The 12323-nt window shown below is 64.9% G+C and carries 12 protein-coding genes; 11 read left to right on the top strand and 1 reads right to left on the bottom strand.

Going from position 1 to position 12323, the window contains the following annotated elements:
• The first annotated feature begins 1 nt into the window (after nt 1).
• Nucleotides 2–322, top strand: a complete 321-nt coding sequence (locus tag GV035_RS11555) for an NAD(P) transhydrogenase subunit alpha (protein WP_159835245.1) — start codon at nt 2–4, stop codon at nt 320–322.
• Nucleotides 323–1765, top strand: a complete 1443-nt coding sequence (locus tag GV035_RS11550) for an NAD(P)(+) transhydrogenase (Re/Si-specific) subunit beta (protein ID WP_159835244.1) — start codon at nt 323–325, stop codon at nt 1763–1765.
• 67 nt (nt 1766–1832) lie between these two features.
• Here the strand turns inward: GV035_RS11550 and GV035_RS29445 are convergent, their stop codons facing one another.
• The gene (locus tag GV035_RS29445; RefSeq protein WP_236572585.1) at nt 1833–2051 is read right to left on the bottom strand and encodes a hypothetical protein; all 219 of its coding nucleotides are present in this window, start codon (nt 2049–2051) and stop codon (nt 1833–1835) included.
• Nucleotides 2052–2248: 197 nt separating this feature from the next.
• Here GV035_RS29445 and GV035_RS11545 point away from each other — a divergent pair, with 197 nt between their 5' ends.
• From GV035_RS11545 to ruvB, 9 genes are all read left to right on the top strand, one after another.
• Complete coding sequence (locus GV035_RS11545) at nt 2249–3550, top strand: THUMP domain-containing class I SAM-dependent RNA methyltransferase (protein ID WP_159835243.1); 1302 nt, start codon at nt 2249–2251, stop codon at nt 3548–3550.
• A 603-nt stretch (nt 3551–4153) separates the two neighbouring features.
• Nucleotides 4154–5551, top strand: a complete 1398-nt coding sequence (locus GV035_RS11540) for an aminopeptidase P N-terminal domain-containing protein (RefSeq protein ID WP_159835242.1) — start codon at nt 4154–4156, stop codon at nt 5549–5551.
• 20 nt (nt 5552–5571) lie between these two features.
• The gene (locus tag GV035_RS11535) at nt 5572–6771 is read left to right on the top strand and encodes a UbiH/UbiF/VisC/COQ6 family ubiquinone biosynthesis hydroxylase (protein ID WP_236572584.1); all 1200 of its coding nucleotides are present in this window, start codon (nt 5572–5574) and stop codon (nt 6769–6771) included.
• 221 nt (nt 6772–6992) lie between these two features.
• Nucleotides 6993–8084: a tRNA dihydrouridine synthase DusB gene (gene dusB / locus GV035_RS11530; protein ID WP_159835240.1), complete on the top strand. Its 1092-nt coding sequence runs from the start codon at nt 6993–6995 to the stop codon at nt 8082–8084.
• Complete coding sequence (locus GV035_RS11525; RefSeq protein WP_159835239.1) at nt 8081–8314, top strand: Fis family transcriptional regulator; 234 nt, start codon at nt 8081–8083, stop codon at nt 8312–8314. The genes dusB and GV035_RS11525 overlap by 4 nt, the downstream gene beginning before the upstream one ends.
• 63 nt (nt 8315–8377) lie before the next feature.
• On the top strand, nt 8378–9943 hold the full coding sequence (gene purH, locus GV035_RS11520; RefSeq protein WP_159835238.1) for a bifunctional phosphoribosylaminoimidazolecarboxamide formyltransferase/IMP cyclohydrolase: 1566 nt from the start codon (nt 8378–8380) through the stop codon (nt 9941–9943).
• Nucleotides 9944–10032: 89 nt separating this feature from the next.
• The gene (ruvC, locus tag GV035_RS11515; RefSeq protein ID WP_159835237.1) at nt 10033–10575 is read left to right on the top strand and encodes a crossover junction endodeoxyribonuclease RuvC; all 543 of its coding nucleotides are present in this window, start codon (nt 10033–10035) and stop codon (nt 10573–10575) included.
• Between the two features lie 24 nt (nt 10576–10599).
• Nucleotides 10600–11181, top strand: coding sequence for a Holliday junction branch migration protein RuvA (ruvA, locus tag GV035_RS11510; protein WP_159835236.1), 582 nt, complete (start codon nt 10600–10602; stop codon nt 11179–11181).
• A gap of 80 nt (nt 11182–11261) precedes the next feature.
• Complete coding sequence (gene ruvB / locus GV035_RS11505; RefSeq protein ID WP_159835235.1) at nt 11262–12323, top strand: Holliday junction branch migration DNA helicase RuvB; 1062 nt, start codon at nt 11262–11264, stop codon at nt 12321–12323.

Here is a 12323-nt window from a genome sequence, read left to right as displayed (position 1 = left end):
CATGGACGTCATCAACCATACGGTAATCAACCTCATCATCTTCGTGCTGGCGATCTACGTCGGCTATCACGTCGTCTGGAACGTGACGCCTGCGCTGCATACGCCGCTCATGGCCGTCACGAACGCGATTTCGGCGATCGTGATCGTCGGCGCGATGCTCGCGGTCGGCCTGACGGTGGGCGGCGCCGGCAAATTCTTCGGCACGCTCGCGGTGCTGCTCGCGGCGGTGAACGTGTTCGGCGGCTTTCTCGTCACGCGACGCATGCTCGAGATGTTCAAGAAGAAAGAACCGAGGAAGCTCGCCAACAAGGAGGGCGCGTAAATGAGCATGAACGTCGTCACTCTGCTGTATCTGATCGCGTCGGTGTGCTTCATTCAGGCGTTGAAGGGCCTGTCGAATCCGAAGACCGCGCGCATCGGCAACACGTTCGGCATGGCGGGCATGGCGATCGCCATCTTCACGACGCTCGCGCTGATCGCAAAGCAGGCCGCTTATCTCGGGTCCAATCTCTCGCTGGGGCTGTCGCTCCTGTTCGCGGCGTTGATCATTGGCGGCGCGGCGGGCGCGTATATCGCGGCTAAAGTCGAGATGACGAAGATGCCCGAACTGGTCGCCGCGATGCACTCGCTGATCGGTCTCGCGGCCGTGTGCATTGCGTATGCGGTGGTTTCGGAGCCGTCGGCGTTCGGCCTCGCGCCGCCCGGCTACCTGATTCCGTACGGCAATCGCGTCGAGTTGTTCATCGGCACGTTCGTCGGCGCGATCACGTTTTCGGGATCGGTGATCGCGTTCGGCAAGCTCTCGGGCAAGTACAAGTTCCGGCTCTTCCAGGGCGCGCCGGTCGTGTATCCGGGGCAGCATCTGATCAACCTGCTGCTCGCCGTGGCGATGGTCGGCTTCGGCATCATCTTCATGGTGACGCAGTCGTGGCTGCCGTTCGTCATCATGACGCTGATTGCGTTCGCGCTCGGCGTGCTCATCATCATCCCGATCGGCGGCGCGGACATGCCGGTCGTCGTCTCGATGCTCAACTCGTACTCGGGCTGGGCGGCGGCGGGCATCGGCTTCTCGCTCAACAATCCGATGCTGATCATCGCGGGGTCGCTCGTCGGTTCGTCGGGCGCGATTCTCTCGTACATCATGTGCCGCGCGATGAACCGCTCGTTCTTCAACGTGATTCTCGGCGGCTTCGGCGGCGAGGCGGGCGGCGCGGCGGCGGGCGGTACGCAGGAGCAGCGCCCTGTGAAATCCGGTTCCGCCGACGACGCCGCGTTCATGCTCGGCAACGCGGAAAGCGTGGTGATCGTGCCGGGTTACGGGCTCGCCGTCGCACGCGCGCAGCATGCGCTGAAGGAGCTGACGGACAAGCTCGTCGAGAAGGGCATCGACGTGCGCTATGCGATTCATCCGGTCGCGGGGCGGATGCCGGGGCACATGAACGTGCTGCTCGCGGAAGCCGAAGTGCCGTACGAGATGGTTCAGGAGATGGAGGATATCAACAGCGAATTTGGGCAGACGGACGTGGTGCTCGTGCTCGGGGCCAACGACGTGGTGAACCCGGCTGCGAAGACGGACCCGAAGTCGCCGATTGCCGGTATGCCAATTCTCGAGGCTTATAAGGCGCGGACGATCATCGTGAACAAGCGGTCGATGGCGGCGGGCTACGCCGGGCTCGACAACGAACTGTTCTATATGGACAAGACGATGATGGTGTTCGGGGATGCGAAGAAAGTTGTCGAGGAGATGATGAAGGCGGTGGAGTGAGCAAACCGAAGCGCCGCCGCATCGTTTTCGATAACGCGGTAGCGCTCCTGGTGTAAGCGATGGCCGCTTATTCCGCGGGTCGCCAATGGTCGGGGTTGCCTTTGTCCGTCTTCCGGACGCGTGCAACCAGAGGCTTGTACCCCCTGACTTTCGCAGCTTCGATGGCTTTCGTCTGGGTCTCATAGTTGTCCGACGTCAGCCGCTGCGTGGCGGACAATTCCAGCGCGTAGCCTTCGATGGCTCCGTCTCTGTGTTTCGGCAGAGGTTCTACAAAAACATTCGGCATGTTATTTCTCCGTTAAGTGGCGAACTCGTCAATGAACACTTTGGCGGGAGACGGCCCCCGATAACACGCGATAACTCCGAATTGTTGAACGTGAAGGCGCCGCCTGCTGCGGTGAGCGTTTGCGTTGCCCGCACTGAAAGCACGTCGCGCAAACCGCCGCGTACAATACCGCCTTTGAACCCCCGCAAGCGCCCCACATGTCCTCCCCTCTCTTCGACTGGTTTGTCCCCTGCCCGCGCGGTCTCGAAGCGCCGCTCGCCGCCGAGCTTGCCGAGATCGGGGAGCGCCACGTCAGCACCGCGCCGCTCACGGGAAGCGGTCCGCTCAGCGTCGGCGCGCAAGTGCCCGGCGGTGTGCACTTCCGGGGCGGCTGGGTCGCGGGCATGGCGGTAAATCTGCACTCGCGCATCGCGAGCCGCGTGCTGCTCAAGATCGCGCAGGGACCGTATCGCAACGAGCACGATATCTACGAGCTCACGCATCGGCAGCGGTGGGAACAGTGGTTCACACCGAGCCAGACGATGCGCGTCGATCTGACCGCCATCAAATCGCCGCTCAAAAGCCTCGAATTCACGACGCTGCGCGTGAAAGACGCCGTATGCGACCGCCTGCGCGATCTGAGCGGCGCGCGCCCGAGCATCGACACGGCGCAGCCCGATGTGCGCGTGTTCGCGTTCCTCACGATGAACGAGTGCACGCTGTACCTCGACACGTCCGGCGAACCGCTCTTTAAGCGCGGCTGGCGGCTCGACAAGGGTGCGGCGCCCCTGCGCGAAAATCTCGCCGCGGGCATTCTGCGCCTTACCGGATGGACGCCCGGCACGCCGCTTTTCGATCCGATGTGCGGTAGCGGCACGTTTCTCGCCGAAGCCGCGCAGACCGCGCTCAACATCGCGCCGGGCAGCGAGCGGCGCTTTGGCTTCGAGAAGCTCAAGCCCTTCCATCCGGGCATGTGGCAAAAGCTCAAGAACGCCGCGATCGAAGCAAAGCGCGCCGCGCGCGCCAACGCCACGGACATCAACATCTACGGCAGCGACATTTCCGGCGACATGCTCGACAAGGCGCGCGCGAACCTGAGTCGCGCGGGCGTGCCGGATCTGTCGCTCAAGCAGGTGGACGCCCGCAACATGACGCCGCCCACCGACGCGCCCGGTATCCTCGTTGCGAATCCGCCGTATGGCGAGCGCATCGAAGTGCGCGGACGCGGCCCGCGCGGCGAGATCCGCGACACGCCCCGTTCGCGCCGCGAGGAAGACGACGCGTTCGCCCGTGCCCAGCCCGATCCCGCCGACACCGAATTCTTCGTGTCGTTCGGCAACGCGCTCAAGCAACGCTTCCCCGGCTGGCGCGCCTACGTGCTCACGTCCGACCGCAAGCTGCCCGGTATGCTGCGGCTGCGCGAATCGACCAAGACACCGCTTTTCAACGGCGCTCTCGAATGCCGGCTGTTTCGCTTCGACCTTGTGGCGGGCAGCGTCCGCAATCGGGCGGAGGAGTAGACGCTTCGGGCCGCGCTTCCCGCTTTTCGGCGAGTATGCCGCGTGCTTCGATGTCCGACTGTTAGGCCGAATGGCCTATTCGCGCAGCTTGCAGGCCGGCGCGTTGCACACGCTCTACCGCTTTCGGGCGAGTATGCCTCGCCATTCGATTTCTGCGTACTAGGCCGAATGGCCTGTTCGCGCAGCTTGCAGGCCGGTGCCCTGCACACGCTCTACTGCTTTCGGGCGAATATGCCCCGCCATTCGATGTCCGCCTTCTAGGCCGAATGGCCTATTCGCGCACCTTGCAGGCCGGCGCGCTGTACAACTCCACCGCTTTCGGGCGAATACGCCTCGCCATTCGATGTCTGCGTACTAAGCCGAATGGCCTTCTGGCGCAGCTTGCAGGCCGGCGCGCTGCACACGCTGTACCGCTTTCGGGCGAGTATGGCCGCCATTCGACGTCCGCCTACTAAGCCGAACGGCCTATCCGCGCAGCTTGCAGGCCGGCGCGCTGCACAAGCTCCACCGCTTTCGAGCGAGTATGCCCCGCCATTCGACCTCCGCCTACTAGGCCGAATGGCCTATTCGCGCAGCTTGTAGGCCGGCGCTACAATCGGGCGCATGAACTCAATCACCGAACTCGCCAGCCCGATCGCCGTCGATGTCTACCGTAGCCGCCGCGAGCGCGTGCTCGCGCAGTTGCGCGCGCAGGGCGGCGGGCTCGCCGTTTTATCGACCGCGCCGGAAGTCATGCGCAATCGCGACACGGACTATCCGTTTCGACACGACAGCTACTTCTATTACTTGACAGGTTTTTGCGAACCCGAAGCGACGCTCGTGCTGAACGCGAGCGCGCGGGACGGCGAGCCTGCGTCGATCCTCTTTTGTCGCGAGAAGAACGCCGAGCGGGAAACGTGGGAAGGCTTTCGCTACGGCCCGGAAGCCGCCGCCGAAGCGTTCGGCCTGGATGCCGCCTTCGCCATCGGCGCGCTCGACGAACACATTCCGCGCCTGATTGCCGATCAGCCCGCGCTGTTCTATCCCCTCGGAACATCGGCCGAACGCGACGCGCAGGTGCGCGGCTGGCTCGACGCCGTGCGCGCCCAAAGCCGCAGCGGCGTGCGCGCGCCCGCGCGGGCGCAGCATCTGCTGCCGATCATCGACGAAATGCGGCTCGTGAAGGACCCGCACGAAATCGCGATCATGCGCCGCGCGGCATCCATTTCCGCCGAGGCGCATCGCCGCGCGATGCGCGCTTGCCGCCTTGGCATGCGCGAATACGAACTCGAAGCCGAGCTGCTCTACACGTTCCGGCGCCACGGCGCGCAAGCGCCCGCGTACGGTTCCATCGTGGCGACAGGGGCGAATGCCTGCGTGCTGCATTACCCGGCTGGCAACGCAGCCACGCGCGACGGCGACCTCATCCTGATCGACGCCGCGTGCGAGCTGGACGGCTACGCATCCGACATCACGCGCACGTTTCCGGCAAACGGCCGCTTTTCGCCGGCGCAGCGCGAGCTCTATGACATCGTGCTCGCCGCGCAGTCCGCCGCCATCAACGCGACGCGCGCAGGCGTGAGCTTCGACGCGCCGCATCAGGCGGCGCTCGAAGTGCTGTCGCAAGGTCTGCTCGACACCGGCATCCTCGACAAATCGAAGTTCGGCAGCGTCGAGAACGTCATCGCCGAGCGCGCCTACGCGCGCTTCTACATGCACCGCACCGGCCACTGGCTCGGCATGGACGTGCACGACGCGGGTGAATACCGCGACGCCGACGGTCCGCGCGACGAGCAAGGCGCGCGGGCCTGGCGTACGCTTGTCGCTGACAACGTGCTGACCGTCGAGCCGGGCCTCTATGTGCGCGCCGCCGACGACGTGCCCGAGCGTTACTGGAACACGGGCATCCGCATCGAAGACGACGCCCTCGTCACGCCCGGCGGCTGCGAGCTGCTCACGCGCGAAGTGCCCGTCGCCGCCGACGAAATCGAGGCGCTGATGCGCGAATCCCTTAGCCATTGATGCCACAGACAGCCCACGATATGAGCGACCCGACGACGCAACCGCATTTCGACTACGACATCGCCATCGTCGGCGCAGGGCCGGTCGGGCTCGCGCTCGCCGGGTGGCTCGCGCGGCGCAGCGCGACATCACGGTTGTCCGTCGCGCTGATCGACGCGCGCACGCCCGAAGCCGCCGCGAACGATCCGCGCTCGCTTGCGCTTTCGCACGGCAGCCGCGTCATGCTTCAGCCGCTCGGCTTTCCCGCCGACGTCACGCCGATCCGCCGCATTCACGTCTCGCAGCGCGGGCATTTCGGGCGCACGCTCATCGAACACGACGAACACGACGTGCCGGAACTGGGTTACGTGGTCCGCTATGGCTCGCTCGTCGGCGCGCTCGCGAAGGCCGTGCGCGCGACAAAAGTCGATTGGCTCACCGATACGTCCGCCCTGCCGCCGCTACAGGACAACGAGAGCGTCACGCTGCCGCTGCAATCGGCCGGCGTCGAGCGCACCATCCGCGTGCGCGTGCTCGTCAACGCGGAAGGCGGGCTCTATCAGCACGGTCCGCGCGATGCCGCGGTGTCCACGCAGCGTCGGGCGCGTGATTACGGGCAGACGGCCATCGTCGGCACGGTGAGCGCGTCGGACCCGCAAGCGAACGTCGCGTGGGAACGCTTCACGAATCAAGGGCCGATCGCACTTCTGCCCTGCGGCGGGCAGCGTCACGCGGACTATTCGCTCGTCTGGTGCTGCTCGCCGGAAGAAGCCGCGCGACGCATGCAGCTCGACGACGACGCGTTTCTCGCCGAACTCGGCGTCGCGTTCGGCTCGCGTATGGGGCGCTTCACGCGCATCGTCGGGCGGGCCGCGTACCCGCTCGGGTTGACCGCGGTTAGCGCGCTGGTCGACCGGCGCACGGTCGCCATCGGCAACGCCGCGCAGACGCTGCATCCGGTGGCGGGCCAGGGCCTGAATCTCGGGCTGCGCGATGCACAGGCGCTCTGCGACGCCCTCTCGGCCGACGGACCGCGCCCGCTTGCGCTCGCGCGGTTCGCAGAGCGGCGCGCGCTCGACCGGCGCTTGACCATCGGCGCGACGGATACGCTCGCGCGCATCTTCACGGTGGACTTCGCACCGCTCGCCGCCGCGCGCGGTCTGGCGCTGACCGCGCTCGAATTCGTGCCGCCGCTGAAGACGGCGCTCGCGCGGCAGATGATGTTCGGTCAGCGGCGGTGAAGCGGCGGGCGCATCGGCACGGCGGGTGCGACTTATCCCCTAAGGCCGCGCCCGCTTTCATAGAAGATTTAGACACTTGCACGCGATTGCTCTTAATTTCAGCACGCGCTTAGCGTTAAAATACGCGTTTCCCTTCCGCCTTCCCGCGTCCGACTCACGCGAATGATCATTCATGCGGCGTTCATCGCCGTCATTCGCCAAGCGCGGACGCCCAAGCCTTCATGCCCATCATCGGTTCACACGTTCTGCGCAATAACCTGTTCGTCGCTCCGATGGCAGGCGTCACCGACCGGCCCTTCCGCCAGCTATGCAAGCGCATGGGTGCGGGCTACGCGGTGTCGGAGATGGTCGCGTCGAATGCGCAGTTGTGGAAGAGCGAGAAGACCATGCGCCGCGCAAACCACGCGGGCGAAGTCGAGCCAATCGCCGTGCAGATCGCCGGCGCGGACCCGCAGATGCTCGCCGAAGCCGCGCGTCACAACGTCGCGAACGGCGCGCAGATCATCGACATCAACATGGGCTGCCCGGCCAAGAAGGTGTGCAACGTCGCGGCGGGGTCGGCGCTTTTGCAGAACGAACCGCTGGTCGCGCGCATCGTCGAGGCGGTGGTGCAGGCGGTCGGCGTCGGACCGGACGCGGTGCCGGTCACGCTCAAGATTCGCACGGGATGGAATCGCGAGAACAAGAACGCGCTGACTATCGCGCGGATCGCGCAAGAGGCCGGCATTTCCATGCTCACCGTGCACGGACGCACGCGCGCCGATCTGTACAAGGGCGACGCGGAATACGAGACCATCGCCGCCGTCAAGGCGTCAGTGAAGATTCCGGTCGTCGCGAACGGCGACATCGCGACGCCCGAGAAAGCGCGCGACGTGCTCGCGACAACCGGCGCGGACGCCATCATGATCGGCCGCGCGGCGCAGGGCCGGCCGTGGCTTTTCCGCGAGATCGAGCACTTCCTTGCGACGGGTGAACGCATGCCGCCGCCGCGCATCGACGAGATTCAGCAGGTCATGAACGAGCACCTGGAAGACCACTACGCGTTCTACGGGGAATTCACGGGCGTTCGGACTGCGCGCAAGCACATCGGCTGGTACACTCGCGGCCTTTCCGGCGCCAACACCTTCCGGCACCGGATGAATACGCTCGACACGACCAAAGAACAATTGTTCGCTGTGAACGAATTCTTCGACGCGCAAAAGGCGCTGTCAGACCGCCTTGTCTATGTGGACGAGGCCGGGGACGCCGACGAAGCGGCCGATGAAGAATCGTGCGGCGGACAGAACAACACAGACCGACTAATTGCCGCATGAGCAGACATAACATCGAACAATGCGTCCGCCAGAGCCTCGACAGCTACTTTCAGGACCTCGACGGCTCGAACCCGCACGACGTGTACGACATGGTGATTTCGTGCGTGGAGAAACCGATGCTCGAAGTGGTGCTCGCGCAGGCGGGCGGCAATCAGTCGCTCGCCGCCGACTATCTCGGCATCAACCGCAACACGTTACGCAAGAAGCTCCAGCAGCACGGATTGATTTGATTCTTCGGACCGGGCGCGCGCCTGGGTCTGGCCTGGTTATCCTTTCTGGTTTCAGCGTTCATCATGATCAAGCAAGCCCTCATCTCGGTTTCCGACAAGTCCGGCATCGTCGAATTCGCTCAATCGCTCTCGCAACTCGGCGTCAGGCTCCTTTCGACCGGCGGCACGGCGAAACTGCTGGCGGACGCGGGTCTGCCCGTGACCGAAGTCGCCGACTACACCGGCTTTCCGGAAATGCTCGATGGGCGCGTGAAGACGCTGCACCCGAAGGTTCACGGCGGCATTCTCGCGCGCCGCGATTTGCCTGAGCACATGGCCGCGCTCGAAAAGCACGACATTCCGACGATCGACCTCCTCGTCGTCAACCTGTATCCGTTCGTGCAGACGGTGGCAAAGGAGCAGTGCTCGCTCGAAGACGCGATCGAGAACATCGACATCGGCGGGCCGACCATGCTGCGCTCGGCCGCGAAGAATCACCGCGACGTGACGGTCATCGTCGATCCGGCCGATTACGCCGCCGTGCTCGACGAAATGCGCGCCAACAGCAACAGCGTCGGCTACGCGACGAACTTCCGGCTTGCGACCAAGGTCTTCGCGCACACCGCGCAGTACGACGGCGCGATCACGAACTACCTGACGAGCCTCACCGAAACGCTCAAGCACAGCGAGCGCAACACGTACCCCGCCACGTTCAATCTCGCGTTCGAGAAAGTGCAGGACTTGCGCTACGGCGAGAACCCGCATCAAAGCGCGGCGTTCTACCGCGATCTTTCGGTGCCCGCGGGCGCGCTTGCCAACTACGAGCAGTTGCAGGGCAAGGAACTCTCGTACAACAACATCGCGGATTCGGACGCCGCGTGGGAATGCGTGAAGACCTTCGACGCGCCCGCGTGCGTCATCATCAAGCACGCGAATCCGTGCGGCGTTGCTATCGGCGCGAACGCGCACGAAGCGTATTCGAAGGCCTTCCAGACCGATCCGACGTCGGCGTTCGGCGGCATCATCGCGTTCAATCGTGAAGTGGACGAAGCGGCGGCGCAGGCCGTGGCGAAGCAGTTCGTCGAAGTGCTGATCGCGCCTTCGTTCAGCGAAGCGGCGCGCGCCGTGTTCGCCGCGAAGCAGAACGTGCGCTTGCTGCAAATCGCGCTCGGCGACGGCCACAACGCGTTCGATCTGAAGCGCGTGGGGGGCGGCCTGCTGGTTCAGTCGCTCGATTCGAAGAACGTCCAGCCGCATGAACTGCGCGTCGTGACCAAGCGCCATCCGACGCCGAAGGAAATGGACGACCTGATGTTCGCCTGGCGCGTGGCGAAATACGTGAAGTCGAACGCCATCGTGTTCTGCGGCGGCGGCATGACGCTCGGCGTCGGCGCGGGCCAGATGAGCCGCGTGGACTCCGCGCGCATCGCGGGCATCAAGGCGCAGAACGCGGGCTTGTCGCTCAACGGCTCGGCGGTCGCATCGGACGCGTTCTTCCCGTTCCGCGACGGCCTCGATGTCGTCGTGAACGCGGGCGCGACCTGCGTGATCCAGCCGGGCGGCTCCATGCGCGATGACGAAGTGATCGCCGCCGCCGACGAGCACAATGTCGCGATGATTCTCACCGGCACGCGTCATTTCCGCCATTAATCGCGCCGAGTTCCTTTAGTATTGGCCTGTTTGCGCTTCGAGTTGCGCAAGCAGGCCATTTTGATTTGGACGAGCCGCATCGCGAACGAATGAGAATCCTTGGCATCGACCCCGGCCTGCGCGTGACGGGCTTCGGCATCATCGACATGGCGGGGCACTCGCTCAACTATGTGACGAGCGGCGTCATCAAGACAGCCGACGCCGATCTGCCTTCGCGCCTGAACACCATCTTCGACGGCATCTCGACCCTTATCCGGCAGCACAATCCGGATCAGGCTGCGATTGAGAAAGTGTTCGTCAACGTCAATCCGCAATCGACGCTTCTGCTCGGGCAGGCGCGCGGCGCGGCCATTTGCGGGCTCGTCGTGAGCGGCGTGCCGGTCGCCGAATACACGGCGCTGCAACTGAAGCAGGCGGTCGTCGGCTACGGCCGCGCGACGAAGGAGCAGATGCAGCAGATGGTCGTGCGCCTGCTCAATCTTTCAGGCGTGCCGAGCACCGACGCCGCCGACGCCCTCGGCATGGCGATCTGTCACGCGCACGGCGGCACGGGCCTCGCCACGCTCGGCGGTATTGCACCGTCGCTCGCGAAGAAAGGCTTGCGCGTGCGGCGCGGCAGACTCATCGGCTAAATCTCTTCTCTCGAAAACGCAAACATGATTGGTCGTATCGCCGGCGTTCTGCTGGAAAAAAACCCGCCGCACCTGCTCGTCGACTGCAACGGCGTCGGCTATGAAATCGACGTGCCGATGAGCACGTTCTACAACCTCCCGAACGCCGGCGAGAAGGTCGTCCTGCTCACGCAGATGATCGTGCGCGAGGACGCGCATCTGCTCTACGGCTTTCTCACGTCGCAGGAACGGGCGACGTTTCGCGAATTGTTAAAGATCAGCGGCATCGGCGCGCGCATGGCGCTCGCGGTGCTTTCGGGCATGAGCGTGCAGGAACTCGCGCAGACCGTGACGACGCAGGACAGCGCGCGCCTCACGCGCGTGCCGGGCATCGGCAAGAAAACGGCCGAACGGCTGCTGCTCGAACTCAAGGGCAAGCTCGGCGCCGATCTCGGCGCAATGGCGAGCGCGGCTTCGCAGTCCGACCATGCCTCCGACATCCTCAACGCGCTCCTCGCGCTCGGCTATTCCGAGAAGGAAGCCCTCGCCGCCATCAAGAACGTGCCGGCGGGAACGGGCGTCTCCGAGGGCATCAAGCTGGCGTTGAAGGCGCTCTCCAAAGCCTGATTATTTCGACGCCCGGCGCGGCGCGCCGCTAGGCCGTTCGGCCAGGTTCGCGGCGAGAACGCTCGCTGTACAATCGACCAATGATCGAAACCGACAAACTCGCCGCCGAACGCATCATCTCGGCCACGCCCGTCTCGCCGAACGAAGAAGCCTTCGAGCGCGCGTTGCGACCGCGCCAGCTCGACGAATACGTGGGGCAGGAAAAGGTGCGCGGGCAGCTCGAAATCTTCATCGAAGCTGCCAAGCGCCGCTCGGAAGCACTCGATCACGTGCTCCTCTTCGGTCCGCCGGGTCTCGGCAAGACCACGCTCGCGCACATCATCGCGCGGGAAATGGGCGTGAATCTGCGGCAGACGTCGGGACCGGTGCTGGAACGCGCGGGCGACCTTGCCGCGCTGCTCACCAATCTCGAAGCGAACGACGTGCTCTTCATCGACGAAATTCACCGGCTGTCGCCGGTCGTCGAGGAAATTCTGTATCCGGCGCTCGAGGATTATCAGATCGACATCATGATCGGCGAAGGACCGGCCGCGCGCAGCGTGAAGCTGGATCTCCAGCCGTTCACGCTCGTCGGCGCGACCACGCGCGCGGGCATGCTGACCAATCCGCTGCGCGACCGCTTCGGCATCGTGTCGCGGCTGGAGTTTTATAACGCGAGCGAGCTCGCGCGCATCGTGTCGCGCTCGGCGTCGCTGTTGAAGGCGGACATCGTGCCGGAGGGCGCGCTGGAAATCGCGCGGCGCTCGCGGGGCACGCCGCGTATCGCAAACCGGCTGCTGCGCCGCGTGCGCGATTACGCGGAAGTGAGGGCGAACGGCAGCATCACGGCCGACGTGGCGGATGCCGCGCTGAAGATGCTCGACGTCGATCCGGTCGGCTTCGATCTGATGGACCGCAAGCTGCTCGAAGCGATCCTGAACAAGTTCGACGGCGGGCCGGTCGGCGTCGACAATCTCGCGGCAGCGATCGGTGAAGAACGCGACACCATCGAGGACGTGCTGGAGCCGTATCTGATCCAGCAGGGCTATTTGCAGCGCACGCCGCGCGGGCGCGTCGCGACTCTGCTGACGTATCGGCACTTCGGCATCGCCGCGCCGGATGGCGGCCCCATCCGCGATCTCTGGGACGCGAACAACGGCTAG

The organism is Burkholderia sp. 8Y (assembly GCF_902506145.1).
In the GTDB taxonomy this organism is placed as follows: domain Bacteria; phylum Pseudomonadota; class Gammaproteobacteria; order Burkholderiales; family Burkholderiaceae; genus Caballeronia.
The sequence above is the reverse complement of the archived record's forward strand: the minus strand, read 5'-3'. Positions and strand labels throughout refer to the sequence as shown.